The organism is Allobosea sp. NPDC003192, from assembly GCF_050275675.1.
Taxonomy (GTDB): Bacteria; Pseudomonadota; Alphaproteobacteria; order Rhizobiales; family Beijerinckiaceae; genus Allobosea.
Window position 1 is genome coordinate 317112 of record NZ_JBNNPK010000001.1, and the last position, 18734, is coordinate 335845.

An 18734-nucleotide genomic window follows, 5' to 3' on the forward strand; every position below is an offset into this window, starting at 1 on the left:
GCCCTCACCAAGCGGAGCTGATCCGAGCGCTCGGTTCGCATTGCGAGCCGAGCGCTTTTTTCTAGCGCTCGGCCGTGCCGGGCGCGGGCACATTGGCGCCCGGCCGCCCCTGCTGCAGCGGGCCGCCGCCGAGCGGATCGACGAAACGGCGCAGGATGCCGGGCGCGATCGCCGAGAGCGGGTTCACCGTCATGGTCGGCTGGCTGGCCGAGCCGGAGACGCGGAAATTCACCGCGAACAGGCCGCCATATTGCCCGCCGCCGAGGATCATGCCGACCACCGGCACCTGGGCGAAGGCGTTGTTGAAGGCATAGCCCGGCACGAAGGTGCCGCCGATATCGACGCGGTCGCGGCCATAGTCGACATTGCCCTGGATGGTGAAACCGACCTGCTGGCCCCAGAGCACGGCGTCGCTGATGTCGATCCGGCTGGCGCTGCGCGCGAACTCGGCGCGCAGCTTGGTGAAGGCGACGTCGCTCGCATCGATGCGCGGAGCAGGTGCCCCGGTGCTGTCGAGCGCGCCCGGCGACTGCGAGCCCGGCGGGCCGACGACGCGGCGCAAGGCCGGCTCGTCGCGGACCGTGAAGTTGCGCATCAGCAACTCGCCCGGCTGGCGGCCTTCGCCGGCACCGAGCTGCAGCGTGAGGTCGCCGCCATAGGCGCGGCGATAGAGGTCGAGGAAGCGCAAGGTAGCGCCGCCATTGTCCGACTGCACGACGATCGAACCGGGCCCCTCGCCCTGCTTGACCTGCTTGATCGACAGGTCGGCCCGCCCGATCCGACCCTGATAGGCGATCGAGCGGACGGCGCCGTTCCGGCGCGAGAGCTTGAGCTGCGAGTTGCCGAGCGCCTCGTTGTTGAAGCCGGTCAGGATCGGCACGTCGAGGTCGAGATCGAAATCGGGGCTCGACGCGGCGGACTGACCGCCGCGCGCTACGCTCCGAATGGGCGTGGCCGGCGCGTCGAACAGATCGCGGACGAAAGGCCTCGCATCGAGCACCGCGCCGCGCACCGAAAGCTTGGTCAGGCTGCCGTCGCGGCTGATCTCGACCTTGGTCAGGTTGTCGCCGGGCGACAGGCGTAGTTGCGAAAAGCTCGCGCTCTCGAAGCTGTTCTGCTTGGTCAGCGAGATGCGCCCCTTGGCCAGCAGCGGCGCGCTCTCGATCGTCAGATCTTCCAGATCCGGCCCGTCATCGTCGCTGACATAGGTGAAGACGGCCCTGCCTGCCCGGCCTGCCGGCTTGCTCACGCCGGGAACTCCGGTATCGATCGCAGCCTTGGTCAAATCGATCTCGACGCGCGGCAGCGCCTCCGGGGTCTTGCCGAGCGCCTTCACGACCTTGACCTGCATCGGCCCGCTGATGCCGGTCTCAGGGCCGAAGCCGCGCCGCTTGAGCGCGGCATTGTCGAGATTGAGCGAAACGGTGGCCTCGCCCTGGCCCTTCGCGTTCTGCTTGAGGTCGATCGGCGCCTTGTCGCCACCGATCCTGCCCTCACCCTTGATCGAGAGCTGGCCACGGTCGTAGTTCAGCGCCAGGTTGGCGCCCTCCAGCTTTTCACCGCCGAGCAGGTTGTCGGAGGCGATGTTCGACATCGCGCCGCTGCTGCGGATCACGACGTCGTTGAAGGTCAGATCGTTGATCAGCGGCAAGGAAAGCTGATTGGTCAGCTCGACCGCGCCGCGCAGCGCGCCCGGCTCGATCTTGAGTGGCGAGAACTCGCGCAGCGACGGGAAATTGAGGAGCGCGACCAGCGAATCGGCCGAGCCCGTCGATTTGAAGCCGATCCGCGCCTGCGGCCGATCGGCCCAGGTATCGGACATGGCGAAGGTGCCTTCGCCGAGCTGGAGCTTGCGGCCCTCGCCGAGCTCGGCCGTGGCCTGGGAAATGGCGAGGTCGACGGTGCGGCCCGTTGTCGAGCCGACCACACGCGCATCGGTGAGGAGAGGCAGGCCGGGATTGGGCAGGAAATTGACCTGCGAGGCCTTCAGGCGCACGGCCACGGCGTCGTCGTCCATGCCTTTGCCGTCCGCCAGCCGCGCATTCGCCTCTGGAGACATCGTCACCTTGACGTCGATCTCCTCGACCCGCCCACCCTTCACCATCTCGACGAGAGCTGCATGCAGTCCCGGCGAAGTCACCGCCGGCCAGACCGCAAGCGCCGCCCGCATGTCGGTATCGACAGCCCTGATCTGGAACTGGTGCGAATTCTTGTCGTCGCGCCGGCGCGCCGTGCCGGAGCCCTCGGCACTGATCAGCGGCCCCTTGAACGAGAGCTGGCCCATCCTGACCTCGCCGGCGCTTGGGTCGACCTCGAGCTGCGTGCGCAGGGTCGAAAGCACGACAGCGGCGTCCTTGCCGATGCCGGCGACTTGCCCGGAGCCGTCGAGCGCCAGCCGCCAGAGCCCGTTCTCGTTGCGCGCCTCGCCGCTTCCCGCGAGCTTCGTCTCGCCGGCTAGAAGCTGGGCGGTCGTGACCTTGATCGTCTTGAGACCGTCCTCGCTGGTGAAGTCGAGCTTGGCGCCCTGGACTTCGACCGGGTCGAGCCCGGCATTGTGGACCTTGATCACCCCCGGGGCGACGGCCAGCCCCGCCGCGAGCTTGCGCTCGCCGCTGCCGCTCTGGGTCAGTGAGATCTTGCCGCTCAACGCCAGGCCGTCGAGCGCGACCATGGCATTGCCGAAGGCGAGCGCCACCGCCTCGGCCGGCTCGAAACGCTGGATGTCGATCGTGGCGCTGCGCGTGCCGTCAGGCGCGCTCGCCAGGTCGATCGCCAGCTCCTTCCAGCGCGGGCCGATGCGCCCCTTCATCGACAGCCGCGCCTGTCCGCCGCCGAAGCGCTCCAGCTTGATGTCGACGTCCTCCAGGCCCGAGCGCTGCCGCCCGGCCGGGTCGATCAGCGTCACCCGCGCCCCACCGATGCCGGCGACTTCGAGCGAACCGAGCAGGCCGTCATTCGAGACCAGGGTACCGACCGCGTTCATGGCTCCGGCGAAGGCGTCCCAGTCCACGGGGTCGCCCGCTATCGGCGTCTTCGATGTCTGCTCCGGCTGGGCGTCCTGCTCCAGCAGCAGCGAGCCGTCCTGCCTGACGCCGAGGCGGATATTGACGCCGCGCAGATCGAGCGAGACCAGGCGGAAATCGCCGCGCAGCAGCGCCATCGCATCATAGCCCAGCACCGCTTCCGGCGCGCGGAACGAGGCCCCGCCCGCATGCCGGAACGAGACCTCGCGGACCCGCAGGCGCGAACGGCCATCGGCACGGTTGAGCTCGGCATGCTCGGCCTCGACCTTCCAGTTCGGTCCGAGCCGTTCCTCGATCGCGGCCGAAATCCGGCCCTCCAGCCCGGAGAGCGGGATGAAGCCGCTGACCAGCAAGGCGGCTGCCACGAAACCGAGCATGACGAGCGCGACGCAGACCGTGACGGCGATGGTGACGATGCCGCGCCAGGCGCGTTTGGCGACGGCGACCACCTCCTGGCACTCCGCCGCAGGCGCAGCACCGGATACGGGGGCCGCCTCGATCTTGCTGTCGTTGGTCAACGAATCGCTTCTTGTCTTGCTGTTCGAATCGTGCGGATCGATGCGATGGCTGGTGCAAGGGCCGCCGCGCCATTCGCATGATGCGCCTGATCCCGGGAGCGGTACAGCAACGGTAAGCTAGCTGATTCGTTCCCGGCAGGTCCGGTTTATGGTCTGAGCCGGCTTATCGCAGGCGGCTTGCCCGGCCCTTGCATGTGATCGCGACCAAAGGAAGGCGAAGATGGCGTTGAACGAAGGCATTCCCGCTCCAGACTTCACCCTGCCCACCGATGGCGGCGGCTCGCTCACGCTCTCCGGCCTGCGCGGGCGCAAGGTCGTGCTCTACGCTTACCCGCAGGACGACACGACGAGCTGCACCAACGAGGCACTCTCCTTCGACGCGCTGCACGACGATTTCGCCGCCGCCGGCACGACCGTCATCGGCATCTCGCCGGATTCGGTGAAGCGCCACGACAAGTTCAAGCAGAAATACGCCCTGAAGCTGACGCTGGTTTCCGACGAGGAACGAAAGGCGATCGAGGCCTATGGGCTCTGGGTCGAGAAGCAGATGTATGGCCGCCACTATATGGGTGTCGAGCGCAGCACCTTCCTGATCGACGCTGCCGGCAAGATCGTCCGCGTCTGGGCCAAGGTCCGGGTCAAGGGTCACGCCGAGGCCGTGCTCGCCGCGGCCCGCGAGCTCTGAGGCGACCGCCTGTCCCTGAGCCTTCGTTCCGGGGAGCGGCCTTCGTGTCCCCGGAACGAAGATCGGATTTCCCGAAACGGCCTTGGGAAATCCCAACCCGAATGCGGCGAAACCGACCGCGATTTGCGATTGATTAACCCTAACGAGGTCTAATCACCCTATCGCAGCGTCACTTTCGGTTTTGCGTATGACCTCCTCGGATTCTCGCGTTCAGGCCACCGGCCAAGAGCTTGCCGTGACCGGCCTTCTCTCCCGCCGCAGCTTCACCGTCAGCCGCTCGACTGCCATGCTGGGCCTGAGCCTGCTGGCGCTGACCACCGCCTGGAGCGGCGCGACGAGCTGGTACATCCTGCGCAAGGACGACCTCGCCGCGCGACTGATCAGTCGCGAGACCTCGCGCCAGTACGCCTATGAGGACCGGATCGCCGCGCTACGCGCCGATGTCGACCGACTCGCCAGCCGCGCCTTGCTCGATCAGGACGGCGTCGAGGCCCGCGTCGGCGAAATCGCCATGCGCCAAGCCGAGCTCGAATCGCGGCAATCCCTGGTCAATGCGGTCGCCGAGAGCCTGCAGACGGCCGGGATCGGCGTCTCCCAGGCTGCCAAGAATCCGCTGCGCCAGCGCATGATCAAGCCCGAGGAGCCGATCCGTGCCTCCGGCGTCACCAGCTTCGCACCGTTCGCTACCGGCAAGCCGACCCCGGCGCCCGAAACCCTGCCGCTGCGCGGCGCCGGCGACCGTTCGGCGCCCTGGCAATCTGGCGAGGCCGAGGAGCCGGTGCCCCCGGCCAAGCGCGTCGCCGAGGCCCTGACCCAGCTCGACCAGTCGATCGAGCGCAGCTCGGCCACGCAGCTCGCGGCCTTGCGCGAGATCGACAAGACACTGGGCGATACCCAGAAGACGCTGCGCAGCGCGCTCGCCGAAACCCGCCTCGACACTGACAAGCTCGCCGTCGCGACCACGGTTCCGAAGGGTGTCGGTGGCCCTCTGGTCCCGGTCAACATCGACGCCTCTGCCGGCCCCTTCGAGGCGACCCTGAGCTCGCTGCAGCCGCGTATCGCGACCGTCTTCCGCCTGCGCGGTCTCGTCGAGCAGTTGCCGATCCGTCGGCCGCTCGCCGGAGAGCTCGAGCTGAGCTCCAATTATGGCTACCGCGCCGATCCCTTTACCCGCGGCGCCGCCCTGCACACCGGCATGGACCTACGCGCCGAGCACGGCTCGCCGGTGCGCGCCACCGGCCCGGGCAAGGTCGTGACAGCCGAGTATTCCGGCGGCTACGGCAATATGGTCGAGATCGAGCATGCCAGCGGCATCAGCACCCGCTACGCTCACATGTCGGCGATCCTGGTCAGCGAGGGCCAGGTCGTCACCGCCGGCACGCTGGTCGGCCGTGTCGGCTCGACCGGCCGTTCGACCGGTCCGCATCTGCACTACGAGACCCGCATCGACGGCGACCCCGCCGATCCCAATCGCTTCCTGCGCGCCGGGGACAAGCTCGCCGGGCAACTCTGAAGCCGCCTCGGCGGCAAGGCAAAACAAACTTCGCAGCCCGTTGTAGCATCTGGCTACAGCGGGCTGTTCCAATTCAATAAATGCGCCTTCAGTTCAGAGCGTCAGCGAGTGCCGCGCCGGCCACCTGGTGACCGTACTCGTTCCAATGCGCGTCGGCCTGGAATTCGAAACGCTTGCCGGCCTTGGCCCAATCGGAGGCGAAGACCGGATGCAGGTCGAGGAAGGCGATGCCGTGCCTGGCCGCCATCTCAGCCGCAATCCGGTTGAGCTTCAGTGCCGGGCTGTCGCTGCGACCGGCATAGATCGCCGCGCGGTCGCCATCCATGACCAGCTGGAGCTTCGCCCCGATCGAATCGGCGCGCGCCTTCAGGCGGCCGAACAGATAGTCCGTGGCGATACGGAGGTCGGCCTCCTGCGCGAACACGCTCGCCACGTCGATATTGGCGGCATAGCCGCCCTCGCCCGCCGCCTTGGCCGGCCCGAAGATCGCATCGACCAGCGTCTGCGGCCTGACCTGCCAGCGATAGAGCAGGAAGCGCGCCGTCGCGCTCTGGCGCAGGAGCTCGAACCAGCCGGCGCGCCAGGGCGCGGGCGCAACCTCGCCGACGACCTTGCCGCCCTCGATCTTCAGCTTGAGGAAGCTCGACGTGTAGCGCCCCGGCCGGAAAACAAAGCTTTCGTCGAAGTCGTTGTGGACCAGGTTGACCACAATCAGGTCGGGGCGGCGCTGGACGACCTCGCGCTCGACCATCTGCAGGTACTGGCTGAGCGGTGCGCCGGCGACGCCGAAGCGCTGGACCTCGACCGGGCCCTTGGCGGAAAGCCTGGCACCGACAACCTCGGCGAAGGTCTTGTCGAACGGCACCTGCAGCGCCTCGACGAAGCTGTCGCCGACGAAAGCGACGCGGCTCGTCCCCGGCTTGCGCTCGATCGGATAATCCGGGAGCGGCGAGTTCCAGCCCTGCGCGTTGATCCGGTACGGCGCCGCGATCTCGTCGCGCACCCGCCAGACGCCGCTCTGTCCCGGCTCGTAGCGCACGACTTCGTTGACGTAGGCGTTGCGCGGCACGTCGCTCGCCGGCAACACGAAGCGGAACAGCACCAGCTCGCAGAACAACAGGAAGACGACGACACTGCCGAGGGAAACCGCGAGATTGATCAGGATCTCGCGGCCGCGGGAGCGCTTGGACTCACTCAATCGATGTCCTCGACTTCGACGCTCGTGCCGTAGACGCGCTGCGCCAGCGACGCTTCCATGAACGGGTCGAGATCGCCATCAAGTACATCGGACGGCGCGGTCGAGGCGACGCCGGTGCGCAGGTCCTTCACCAGCTGATAGGGCTGCAGCACATAGGAGCGGATCTGGTGCCCCCAGCCGATATCGGTCTTGGAGGCCTGCTCGGCGTTGGCCTTCTCCTCGCGCTTCTTCAGCTCGACCTCGTAGAGACGGGCGCGCAGCATCTCCCAGGCCTTGGCCCGGTTCTTGTGCTGCGAGCGCTCCTGCTGGCAAGCGGCCACGATCCCGGTCGGGATATGGGTGATGCGCACCGCCGAATCGGTGGTGTTGATGTGCTGGCCACCGGCGCCTTGCGCCCGATAGGTATCGATCCGGCAGTCGGATTCCTTGACGTCGATGACGATGCGGTCGTCGACGACCGGATAGACCCAGACCGAGGCAAACGAGGTCTGGCGGCGGGCATTGGAGTCGAACGGCGAGATGCGGACCAGCCGGTGCACGCCGGATTCGGTCTTCAGCCAGCCATAGGCGTTGTGGCCCTTGAACTGCAGCGTCGCCGACTTGATGCCGGCCTGGTCGCCGTCCTGGTATTCCAGCGTCTCGACCTTGAACTTCCGCCGCTCGCCCCAGCGCCGATACATGCGCAGCAGCATCTCGGCCCAGTCCTGGCTCTCGGTGCCGCCGGCGCCGGGATGGATCTCGACATAGGTGTCGAGCATGTCGGCCTCGCCGGAGAGCAGCGATTCGACCTGAAGCCGGCCGGCCTCGGCCTCGACCGTCTTGATCGCGGCCTCGCCCTCGGCGACGGTCGCCTCATCCTCTTCCATCTCGCCGAGCTCGATCAGCGTGAGCGCGTCCTCGACATCGCGTTCGAGCTTGGTGATGCCCGCGATCTGCGTCTCGAGCTGGGTGCGCTCACGCATCAGCTTCTGCGCGTTCTCGGCGTCGTTCCAGAAGTCGGGACCTTCGGAAAGCGCGTTCAGCTCCGCCAGGCGTCGTTGTGCGACATCCCAGTCAAAGATGCCTCCTCAGCAGTCCGATCGACTGCTTGGCGTTGTCGAGTTGCGTCTGGATTTCTGGGCGCATGATCGTCGTCTTCTAAGTCCGTCGCTTGAGGCTGACTGGCTGGAGGCTGACATAGGCAGCAAGCGCAGCCGTGTAAATGGTGCTCGGCGCCGTCCATCACTCAGAAAGCGCAGGCGAGGCATTCGCGCCCGTGGCGGTATTCCGCCTTCCAGTAATGCGGATCGTCGACGACGTCATAGGCGAGGCCGGCGACGAGCGCATAGCGCTTACGGAACGGCCGGGCGAGCAGAACGAAGAGGTCGCAATGCGGCGGCCAGTCGCCTCTCTCGAGAATCCGGTTGCCACGCGCCAGCTCGGCCTCGAGGATCGCCTGAAGCGGCGCGGCCATGACGACCGCGCCCTTCACTCTCGTCAATAGAGCCCGCCGGTGCCGGAGCCGACCGAGCGGCCGCCCGCCGGCGCCACGCTCATCGCGCCACCGCTGCCGTCGGAGGCGCCGATCACCGAATAGCTGTCCGGCGGCGCCGTGCCCGGCTTGAAGGCTTCGAGGATGCCGCCCTCGCCGCCGGCACGCATGCCGGTGCGCGGATCGACGCGGATCAGCTTGATGCCGGGCGGCACGCGGAACGGCGTCGCCGGCTTGTCCTTCAGCGCAACCTGCATGAAGTCACGGAAGATCGGCGCGGCGTACTGGCCGGCGGTCGCGGAGTTGCCGAGCGATTTCGGCTTGTCGAAGCCCATATAGACGCCGACGGCGAGATCGGGCGAGAAGCCTACGAACCAAACGTCCTTGGCGTCGTTGGTCGTGCCCGTCTTGCCGGCGAGCGGCTTGCCGACCGACTTGACCACGGTGGCGGTGCCGGCGTTGACGACGCCTTCGAGCATCGAGACCATCTGGTAGGCGGTCAGCGGATCGAGGACCTGCTCGCGGTTGTCGATCAGGCGTGGCTCGCGCTGGTTGCTCCACTTCTCGGCCTCGCAGCCTTCGCAGGTCCGCTGGTCGTGCTTGAAGATCGTTGCGCCCCAGCGGTCCTGGATGCGATCGATCAGCGTCGGCCGGATGCGCTTGCCGCCATTGGCGAGCATCGAATAGGCCGCGGTCATGCGCATGACCGTGGTCTCGCCGGCGCCGAGCGACATCGAGAGAACCGGCAGCATGTCGTCATAGATGCCGAAGCGGCGGGCATATTCCGCGATCAGCGGCATGCCGACGTCCTTGGCGAGGCGGACCGTCATCAGGTTCTTCGAGAACTGGATGCCGTAGCGCAGCGTGCGCGGCCCGGTGAACTTGCCGTCGTAGTTGCTCGGCGTCCACATGCCGAGGCCGCCGCCCTGGTCGACCTCGATCGGTGCGTCGAGCACGATGCTGGACGGGGTGTAGCCGTTGTCGAGCGCCGTCGCGTAGACGAACGGCTTGAACGACGAGCCGGGCTGGCGCAGCGCCTGTGTCGCCCGGTTGAACTCGGACTGGTCATGCGAGAAGCCGCCGACCATGGCGAGCACGCGGCCGGAGAACGGGTCCATCACGGTGATCGCGCCATTGACCTCGGGCATCTGGCGCAGGCGGACCTGGCCCGGCTTGCCGTCGATCGGCTCGACATAGACGACGTCACCCGGCGAGACCGCCTGCGAGACGCGGGTACGCCGCGTCCAGCGGATGCCGTCGGGTCCGAGCGTCGCCGTCTCGCGCTCCGGCCGCAGCAGGCCGGACGCCTCGCGGATCGGCTGCAGGCCGACACGGGCGCTGTCGCCGGCGACATCGAGCACGACGGCGAGGCGCCAGGGCTTGACGTCGCCGAGCACCGGCAGCTCGGCGATGGCGAGCCCCCATTCGCGGCTCGCCGCATCGATCTTCTGGATCGCGCCGCGCCAGCCGCGCGCCTCGTCGAAGCGCACGAGGCCGTCGACCAGCGCCTTGCGCGCCATCAGCTGCATCTTGGGATCAACGGTGGCGCGAACCGAGAGGCCGCCCTCGAGCAGCTTCTTCTCGCCATAACGGTCCTGCAGCTCACGCCGGATCTCTTCGGCGAAATAGCCGGCGGCGATCTGGTTCGGCGAGACCGTGCGCGGATTGACGCCCAGCGGCTGCTTCTTCGCCGCGTCGGCATCGGGCCGCTTGAGGAAGCCGTTCTCGGCCATGCGGTCGAGCACGTAGTTGCGACGCTCGATCGCGCGCTCGCGATTGCGGAACGGATGCAGATCGGTCGGCGCCTTCGGCAACGCCGCGAGATAGGCCGCCTCCTGCGCATTGAGCTCATGCACCGACTTGCCGAAATAGTTCAGCGCCGCCGCGGCGACGCCGTAGCTGCCCTGGCCAGGCGCCGGCGCGCCGAGATAGATCTCGTTGAGATAGAGTTCGAGGATCTTGTCCTTCGAATAGGTCGACTCGATGCGCAGCGCGATCAGCGCCTCACGAATCTTGCGCTCGATGCTCTGCTCGGAACCGACGAGGAAGTTCTTCGCGACCTGCTGGGTGATGGTCGAGGCACCCTGCGGTCGGCGGCCGGAGCCGCGATTGCGGAAGTTCGAGATCGCGGCGCGGGCGAGGCCCTCGGGATCGACGCCGAAATGCTTGTAGAAATTCTTGTCCTCGGCCGAGAGGAAGGCGTCGATGATCAGCTTCGGCACCGCCTGGATCGGCAGGTAGAGCCGTCGTTCACGCGCGAACTCGGCGATCAGGCTGCCGTCGCCGGCATGGACGCGGCTCATCACCGGCGGCTCGTAGTTCCGCAGCTGCGCCGAATCGGGCAGGTCCTTGGAGTAGTGCCAGATCACCCCGGCCGCACCCGCGACGCCGATCACGAACAGGATCGTGCCGGCGGCGAACGCCCATCCGAAAAGGCGCAGTATGAACCGCATCGAGAACTTTGACCTCGGCTAGCGGCAGCGTCGTCGCCCTCCCCCTCTGGCGTCACGACCTGCCCGGCTGATCTTCAACTCGTCTCTATATCACGGCAGACATGGCGGAACCGTGGCTTTGCGACCACAAATCGCCATGTTCGACCATTGTGTCCTCAAGGCCTGCTTTGCGCAGCCTTGCCGGGCATCTGTAAGCGCTCGAAATACTGATCGACGGCCTGCTGTACGGCTGCCGCGGCTTGGTTGCGCCAACCCTCGGAATTCAGGAGCTCGGCATCCTTCGGGCTCGACATGTAGCCGAGCTCGATCAGCACCGACGGCACGTCGGGGGCGGTCAATACGCGAAAACCCGCCGAACGCAACGGCACCTTGTGCATTTTGACCGACCCACCGAGCCTATCGACCAGGTTTCGCGCGAAGATCGTCGAGAAGCTGCGGGTCTCGCGCTTGGCGAGATCCATCAGGATACCGGCGACATCCTGCACATCCTCGCTCGAATCGAGACCTGCAACGGCATCGGCCTGATTCTCCTTGGCCGCCAGCCGCGCCGCCTCAGCGTCGCTGGCGCGCTCCGAGCCGGTATAGATGGTCGCCCCACGAACATCCTGCGCCTGCGCCAGCGAATCGGCGTGGATCGAGATGAAGAGATTGGCTTCGACACCGCGCGCAATGCGGACGCGGTCGTTCAGCGAGATGAAGGTGTCGTCCGAGCGGGTCATGATCACCCGGTAGCGTCCCTGCGCCTCGAGCTGCTCCTTCAGCTTCAGCCCGAAGGCGAGCACCACCGCCTTTTCGGCGATCGCCGCAACCTGCGTACCCGGGTCGATGCCGCCATGGCCGGGATCGATCACCACGATCCGGCGCGAATCGCCCTCGGCCTTACGCTCGACCGGGATGCTCGGCAGCTGCGTCTTCGCTGCCGCCTCGCGGGCGAGAGCGGCGAATTCCTCGCGACTCGTCCGCTTCAATTCGACGATGAGCTCGCCGAAACCGCCGCGTACCGGCGTCACCGACACATTCGCGACCACGGCCGGTTGGGCGAGATCGAGGATGATCCGGGCCCGGTCGGTCATGAACAGGCCGTAGCGAAAGCCGGAGACGAAACCTGCGGACTTGCGACCCTGCTTCCCGTCGATCTGGAAGTTGACCGACGGCAGGTCGACGATGACGCGGTCGGGGCCGGCCATGACCGAGGCGGCCACCGTCACCGGCCGGGACAACGCCATGGTCAACCGGACGGTATCACCCTGGACCTCGAGCCGCGCATCGGTGGCGACCGGAACATCGTTGCCGACGCGGCCGGGCGAATTCGCGGTCGCGAGCGAGAGAGACGACAGGAGCAATGCCGCACATGCGAAAACCCGCAGCGCCGGCATGGCAATGCGGTGCGAGACGCCCTTTGCAGAGAGGCGAAGCCGGTGAAGCAGGAGGAAGCTCCTCGATTCGCTGGTCCGACGCTTAACAAGGCTTAACCATAGCGTCGTCAGTCGTTGACAACCCGTTACCATGGCCGGCCGACAGCGGAAACCGCGCCTCGCCGATCACCCACCGTTAACGCGCTTGCAAAAATGCATCGCCTGTCTGTAATGGAGATGGTTGCATCGCGAAGGCTACCGCAGCGCACAAGCCGGGCCATAAGCCCGCAGGCGCCCTGCGAAACGGCCGAACGACCGGGTCTGTCACATGACCCGCGCCGGCGCGGGGGCAACCAACAACGGAATCGTCCGCGGACGGGCCTGCGCCAGGCAGCAATCGGCGCCGGTACTCTTGTCCGCGAGCGTGTCAAACGCGGTGCGCTTTCCGGCGCGCCGCAGGTCAAAGGTAAGATGTCGGGGCAAACGACGCCGCTTTCTCTTTCGGTGTTTCGTCGAAACCTCTCAGGTGGTGACGGGCTGTCCGCCCGCTCCGCCGCCCGCTCCCGTCGTCCTTCTCTGGCCGAACTCCTCTCCCTGCAACAGGCCGGCTCCAGCCGGCTGACGCGCGGCGCCCCTGCCCGCGGCCGCGGACTCACGTCCGCAGCCTGGCGGATTGCCAAGGCCGCCGCGCCAATGGAATTGTCCCATGGCCAACAAGATGCTTATCGATGCCACCCACCCGGAAGAGACCCGGGTCGTGGTGTCCCGCGGCTCGCGTATCGAAGAGTTTGATTTCGAATCGGCGAGCCGCAAGCCGCTCCGCGGCAATATCTATCTGGCGAAGGTGACGCGGGTGGAGCCGTCGCTCCAGGCCGCCTTCGTCGAATATGGCGGCAACCGCCACGGCTTCCTCGCCTTCTCCGAAATTCATCCCGACTACTATCAGATCCCGGTCGCCGACAGGCAGGCTCTGCTCGCCGAGGAAGCCCGCGCCGAGCGCGAGGAAGAGCGCGACGAGGAGAAGCGTGAGCGCCGCGGCCGTCGCGGCCGCCGCGATCGCGACAACCGGCCCAAGCGCGCCGCGGAGAGCGGCGAGACCGTCAGCGCCGAGGTCGAGGCCGGCGCCGCCCAGTCCGAGGACCTGGTCGAGACCAACGGCAAGGAAGCCGCGATGGTCAACGAAGGCGCGCCTGCCTTCGGCGAAAGCTTCGCGCCCGAGATCGCCGAATCCGCCAATCAGGACGCGGTCGAGAACTCCGCGCCGCTGACCTTCGAGACGACCGAAGCAACCGCCTCCGAGGATCGCGAGGACGCGGCCGAGGCGCGTCGCCCCCCGCAGGACGACGAGAACGGTGACGAGGAGAACGGCGGCGAGGAGGCTCAGGAGGAGCCGGAGCAGCTCGGCGGCGGCGACGCCCTCGACGACATGCCCGAGCGCCCGCGCAATCTGCGCCGCCAGTACAAGATCCAGGAGGTGATCAAGCGCCGCCAGATCATCCTGGTCCAGGTCGTCAAGGAAGAGCGCGGCAACAAGGGCGCCGCGCTCACCACCTATCTCTCGCTCGCCGGCCGCTATTCGGTGCTGATGCCGAACACCGGCAAGGGCGGCGGCATCTCGCGCAAGATCACCAATGCCGAGGACCGCAAGCGCCTCAAGGAGATCGCCCAGGAGCTGGAGGTGCCGGAGGGGATGGGCATCATCCTGCGCACCGCCGGTGCCTCGCGCACCAAGCCGGAGATCAGGCGCGACTACGAATACCTGATGCGCATGTGGGAAAGCGTGCGCGAATTGACGCTCGGCTCGGTCGCCCCGGCGCTGGTCTATGAGGAGGGCAACCTCGTCAAGCGCTCGATCCGCGACCTCTACAACAAGGACATCGACGAGGTTCACGTCGCCGGCGAAAGCGCCTATCGCGAGGCGAAGGACTTCATGCGCATGCTCATGCCGAGCCATGCCAAGAGCGTGAAGCCCTATCGCGAGCAGACCCCGCTCTTCGCCGCCTTCGGCGTCGAGAGCCAGCTCGACGCAATGTTCTCGAACACGGTGACGCTGAAATCGGGCGGCTACATCGTCATCAACCAGACCGAGGCGCTGGTCGCGATCGACATCAACTCAGGGCGTTCGACCCGCGAGCACAACATCGAGGACACTGCCCTCAAGACCAATCTCGAAGCGGCCGAGGAAATCTCGCGCCAGCTGCGCCTGCGCGACCTTGCCGGCCTCATCGTGATCGATTTCATCGACATGGAGGAGAACCGCAACAACCGCGCCGTCGAGAAGAAGCTGAAGGAATGCCTGAAGAACGACCGGGCCCGCATCCAGGTCGGTCGCATCTCCGCCTTCGGCCTGCTGGAGATGTCGCGCCAACGCATCCGCACCGGCGTGCTCGAGAGCTCCTCGGTGCCCTGCCCGCATTGCGCCGGCGCCGGCCTCGTCCGCTCGACGCCTTCGATCGCGCTGCAGATCCTGCGCGCCCTCGAAGAGGCTCTGATCAAGAGCGCCTCGCATAATCTCGAAGTCCGGACCCGGCCCGAGGTCGCGCTCTACGTGCTCAACCAGAAGCGCGCCCATCTGCGCGACCTGGAGGAGCGCTTCAACATCGCGATCACCGTCTCGGCCGACGCAGCCCTGCTCGGCACCCGCTATTTCGAGGTCGAGCGCGGCGAGTTCGTCGGCAACGAGAACCGGGTCATCCCGGTCTCCAGCATGCGCGCCGAGGCGATCATCGACGAGCCCGAGGACGAGGATATCGTCGAGGTCGAGGCCGAGGTGGAGAGTGAGGAGGCCGATGGCGAGACCGAAGCTGCTCCGCGTGCGGCAGCTGAGGGCGAAGGCCAGGAGGGTCGCGATGGTCGTCGCCGTCGCCGCCGGCGCCGTCGGCGGCGCGGTGGCGAGCGTGACGGCCAGGGCCAGCTTGAAGGTGCGACCGGCGAGGCCGGAGACCAGGACGACGGCGAGGATGGCGACGACGCCAGCGTCGGCGAGTCCGACGATGCGGCGCCGGTCGCAGCCGCCGCTCCCGTCGAGGAAACCGTCGCTCCCGTGAGCGAGGTCGCCGGCGAGCCGGAGGCCGATGCCAAGCCGAAGCGCGCCCGCCGCAGCCGCAGCAAGAAGGCCGAGGCCGAGGCCGAAGCCGAGGCAGCGCCTGCCGAGGCCGCCAAGGCCGCCGACACGGACACAGAAGTCGTCGCCGAGCCGGTCGAGAAGCCCAAGCGCAGCCGTTCGCGCAAGAAGGTCGTGCCGATCACCGAGGATGGCGTCGCCGCCGCCCCGGCCGAGATCGCGCCTGCTCCCGAGCCGGCAGCGCCCGAAGCCGCGGTCGCTCCGGCCCCGGAGCCGGTCGCCGAAGAGGTGCCTGCTCCACGCGTGGTCGAGGAGCCGGTCGCGGTCGTGCTGACGCCGCCGGATCCGGACCGGCCCAAGCGCGGCGGCTGGTGGAACAAGCTGGCCGGACGCAAGTAGGATCGAGGCCGCCGCGAGTAATCGCGGCGGCCTTTTTCACGAACGGGAGAGAGGATGCGGCCACCGCGAAGCCGTGAGCGCCTGCTGTTGAGGGTGATCGCCTGCGCCGGCCTGATCGGGTTGGCCTGGCTCGCCCAACAGGCGATCGGCTGGCTCGGTGTCGGCCTGCTCGGCCTGTTCACCCTCTTCGTCGCGGTGCGCTATGAGTTGGAGGGCAATTTGCCGGTCGGCCCGCAGATGACGCCTGACCTCTATGCCAGCCAATTCGGCAAGCACGGCCCCGAGCATGCGGCCGAACGCGCCGGCCAGCGCCATGAATGGGCGGGCCAACTCTCCGCCGCCCGCCTCGCCGCCGGCCTGGGCGCGCTGCTGGCGCTGATCGGTTTCGGCTTCTTCTTCATGCTGGACTTCGGGCAGTAGCGACGAGCGTCGCTCTATCGCAGCGAATCCGGCCCGCAGCGGTGCCAGCTCATCTGGGCGCCGGCCTGGCCGCGGCGCCCGAAGCAATAACCCGCCTTCTGCAAAGTGCCGCCGAGGCGATCGCGTACCTCGCAGACTTGCTGGGTGTGGGGGTCGTCACCCGACCACCCGCGGCACATGCTGTTGAGCTGCCGATGAATCGCGATCAGCTCGTCTCCACGCGGCGCCTGCGCCAATGCCGCGCCGCTGAGCGAGCCTGCGAGCAGGATCAGGGCGCCGAGCCAGGCAGATCTCCTTCGCATGGTCCTGCGCATCGCGGATTTCCTCACTCCGCCGCCGGCACGAGCGGTGTCGGCGCCGGCACGGCCGCGATCGCCGCAGCGGCGCTCTTGCCGCCACCTTCCTTCACCGTGACCGCATTGGAGGCGAATGGCACCTCGGCATCGATCAGCCCGCGATAGACCCGCTTCAGCGCCTCGCGTTGCAGCATCGAGGCGTGGTTCGGCTTGGCGGTGAACTTCAGCCGGATCACGATGGCCGCATCGGTGATGTCGGCGACGCCCTGCATCTTGAGCTGGGCGATGAAATGCGGCCCATGTTCCGGATCTTCCAGCAGCGCCGCCCCGATCTTCTTGATCGTCTTGCGCGCCTTCTCGATATCGGCGGAGTGGTCGAGGCGAACGTTGAACTTCACGGTCGCCCAGTCTCGGCTGGCATTGGTCAGCGACTGCACCTGGCCGAACGGGACGGTGTGGACCTGCCCGCTCTGGTGGCGCAGCTGCATCGAGCGCAGCGAGATCTTCTCGACCGTGCCCTTGAGCCGGCCGGTGTCGACATATTCGCCGACGCGGAAGGCATCCTCGAGCATGAAGAAGAAGCCGGAGACGATGTCGCGCACCAGCGCCTGCGAGCCGAAGGAGAAGGCGAGGCCGAGGATACCGAAGCCGGCGAGCAGCGGCCCGATATCGACCCCCAGCCGCGAAAGCAGCACCAGCACGGTCAATCCGATGGCCGCAGCAAGTACGACGCCGCGCAGCACCGGCAGCACGGTCGCCAGCCGCGAAGGCACATGGTCATGCGGGACAGCGTCCTCGTCGCCTGGCAGGCTTATGGTCGGCTTCGGCGTATAGGCATCGAAGAAGCTGCGTAGGAAGACGACTGTCACCCAGCCGCCGAAGGCGAGCAGCGCGACGCCGCCGGCCTGGCGCATCAGCATGGCGAACTGGTCGGAGCTGACGCCGAACAGGAAGCCGGCCCAGAGCCGCGCCAGCAAGTAGAAGCCGCCGGCCCAGATCGCGCCGCCAGCCGCGGCCCGCAGCGCATGACCGACCGCGAGCGAGAGCGGCGCAGTCTGCCCCATCGCGGCCGCATGTGCCTGCCGGCAGGCCATCAGGCTGGTGATGCCGACTGCGAGGATCGGCGCCAGCACGATAATGAACTGCGTCAGCGCCGCGGCTTCCGCCCAGCGCGCGCCGCCCTCCATCATCGCCGCAGCATTGCCGACCATCCAGATCACGACGGCGAGCACGGCATAGAGCCAACCGGTTGAAACCGCGATCGCCCGCCGGGCCGGGCCGGGCTCATGAGCCGAATAGAGGATGAGCGCCGCAAGATCATGCCGCGCATCGATGAACCACCAGGTCTTGAACAGGGTCGAGGCGATGCCGGCCAGTGCGAACAGCCCGGTGACCGCTGCGGGGCCGGCCGCGTGCTGGGCTGACACCGTCACGATCAGCAGGATCGGCAAGGCGACGCCGTAGCAGGCGAGGAACTTGAAAGCCCGTTCGGCCCGCGGCAGTGGCATGATCCGGCGCTCTGGCGCTCCGGGGGCAAGCAGGAAACGCCCGAGGATCAGATGCCCTGCACCGATCGCGATGCCGTTGGCGGCAGTGCGCAGCACCATATGCGCAAGATCGGTCTCCGGCAGCCACATCGTACGAACCGCATGCAGCACGCTAAGGCAAAGCCCGAGCGTCATCAGATCCTGTAGGCCGCCCCAAGAGGACGCGATCAAGCGCGGCGTGAACTCTGGCCCTTCCGGCCGCAGCCTGCGCGCGAACCAGCCAGCCGTCGCCAGCCGGAAGAGCCCGGCGATGGCAAACGCGAGCACGAGGCCAATGCTGAGCCGCCAACCGGCGGGAATCCCGCTCACGCCATTGCGGTTCTGCGCCCAGGCAAGGCGCCAGGCCTCCGGTAATTGGGCCAGACGGGGCACCGCGCCGAGCCCGTGCGATACCCCGTCGACGAAATGGTCCCAGAACGCCTCCGCCGGGGTTTCGTCCTCGGGCTGGGCCGGAGCCTTGCTCGCAGGTGCGACGGCGCCGGCACCGGCCGGCGCGGATGCCGCTGCAGCGGATTTAGGCTCGTCCTTGCCGGCGATCCTGATCTCGACCTTGCGTCCGCCGGCCGAGAGTGCATCGACGAGCTTGCGCACCGTCTCGGGCGTCTCGTCGCCACGCAGCGTCAGAACCGGCGCAGCGTCCGTCTTGGCCTGCTGCGCCGCGCCCGGACCCGCGGCAACGCCAGTCAGCAGCGCCGCTGCACACAACGCCATGGCGTTCAGCCAGTTCCGCATCGCGACCATGTCCTGCCCCCAAGCCGGATCAGATTGAGTCCACCGCCTCGCCTTGGCAAG

12 protein-coding genes are annotated in these 18734 nt (G+C 67.5%); 4 read left to right on the forward strand and 8 right to left on the reverse strand.

Features of this window, described 5'->3' with window-relative positions; translation table 11 throughout:
- Nucleotides 1–61 precede the first annotated feature (61 nt).
- Nucleotides 62–3541 carry a hypothetical protein gene (locus ACQKLX_RS01465; protein ID WP_427358832.1) on the reverse strand — a complete coding sequence of 1160 codons (3480 nt, stop codon included), beginning with the start codon at nucleotides 3539–3541 and terminating at the stop codon, nucleotides 62–64.
- Between the two features lie 220 nt (nucleotides 3542–3761).
- Here ACQKLX_RS01465 and ACQKLX_RS01470 point away from each other — a divergent pair, with 220 nt between their 5' ends.
- Together ACQKLX_RS01470 and ACQKLX_RS01475 are read left to right on the forward strand one after the other, a co-directional pair.
- Nucleotides 3762–4226, forward strand: a complete 465-nt coding sequence (locus ACQKLX_RS01470; RefSeq protein WP_427358834.1) for a peroxiredoxin — start codon at nucleotides 3762–3764, stop codon at nucleotides 4224–4226.
- 235 nt (nucleotides 4227–4461) lie between these two features.
- Entirely contained in the window at nucleotides 4462–5739 is a 1278-nt protein-coding gene (locus tag ACQKLX_RS01475; RefSeq protein WP_427358836.1) for a M23 family metallopeptidase, read from the forward strand.
- 88 nt (nucleotides 5740–5827) lie between these two features.
- Here ACQKLX_RS01475 and ACQKLX_RS01480 read toward each other — a convergent pair whose 3' ends face one another.
- The 5 genes from ACQKLX_RS01480 to ACQKLX_RS01500 form a co-directional block, all read right to left on the reverse strand.
- Nucleotides 5828–6937, reverse strand: coding sequence for an SGNH/GDSL hydrolase family protein (locus ACQKLX_RS01480; protein WP_427358838.1), 1110 nt, complete (start codon nucleotides 6935–6937; stop codon nucleotides 5828–5830).
- Nucleotides 6934–8062, reverse strand: a protein-coding gene (prfB, locus tag ACQKLX_RS01485) for a peptide chain release factor 2 (RefSeq protein WP_427358840.1) whose coding sequence is annotated in 2 segments (ribosomal slippage) — nucleotides 6934–7992 and nucleotides 7994–8062 — 1128 coding nt in all. Because the reading frame shifts where the segments join, the coding sequence is not laid out codon by codon here. The genes ACQKLX_RS01480 and prfB overlap by 4 nt, the downstream gene beginning before the upstream one ends.
- A gap of 100 nt (nucleotides 8063–8162) precedes the next feature.
- On the reverse strand, nucleotides 8163–8390 hold the full coding sequence (locus ACQKLX_RS01490) for a hypothetical protein (RefSeq protein WP_427358842.1): 228 nt from the start codon (nucleotides 8388–8390) through the stop codon (nucleotides 8163–8165).
- Between the two features lie 23 nt (nucleotides 8391–8413).
- The gene (locus tag ACQKLX_RS01495) at nucleotides 8414–10861 is read right to left on the reverse strand and encodes a penicillin-binding protein 1A (protein WP_427358843.1); all 2448 of its coding nucleotides are present in this window, start codon (nucleotides 10859–10861) and stop codon (nucleotides 8414–8416) included.
- 155 nt (nucleotides 10862–11016) lie between these two features.
- The gene (locus ACQKLX_RS01500; RefSeq protein WP_427358845.1) at nucleotides 11017–12204 is read right to left on the reverse strand and encodes an N-acetylmuramoyl-L-alanine amidase; all 1188 of its coding nucleotides are present in this window, start codon (nucleotides 12202–12204) and stop codon (nucleotides 11017–11019) included.
- A 718-nt stretch (nucleotides 12205–12922) separates the two neighbouring features.
- Here ACQKLX_RS01500 and ACQKLX_RS01505 point away from each other — a divergent pair.
- Together ACQKLX_RS01505 and ACQKLX_RS01510 are read left to right on the forward strand one after the other, a co-directional pair.
- The gene (locus ACQKLX_RS01505; RefSeq protein ID WP_427358847.1) at nucleotides 12923–15679 is read left to right on the forward strand and encodes an Rne/Rng family ribonuclease; all 2757 of its coding nucleotides are present in this window, start codon (nucleotides 12923–12925) and stop codon (nucleotides 15677–15679) included.
- A gap of 54 nt (nucleotides 15680–15733) precedes the next feature.
- Entirely contained in the window at nucleotides 15734–16099 is a 366-nt protein-coding gene (locus ACQKLX_RS01510; protein WP_427358849.1) for a hypothetical protein, read from the forward strand.
- Nucleotides 16100–16113: 14 nt separating this feature from the next.
- Here the strand turns inward: ACQKLX_RS01510 and ACQKLX_RS01515 are convergent, their stop codons facing one another.
- A complete protein-coding gene (locus ACQKLX_RS01515; protein ID WP_427358851.1) occupies nucleotides 16114–16401 on the reverse strand; it encodes a hypothetical protein in 288 nt (95 codons plus the stop codon).
- Between the two features lie 23 nt (nucleotides 16402–16424).
- The gene (locus ACQKLX_RS01520; RefSeq protein ID WP_427358853.1) at nucleotides 16425–18683 is read right to left on the reverse strand and encodes a mechanosensitive ion channel family protein; all 2259 of its coding nucleotides are present in this window, start codon (nucleotides 18681–18683) and stop codon (nucleotides 16425–16427) included.
- Nucleotides 18684–18734 lie beyond the last annotated feature (51 nt).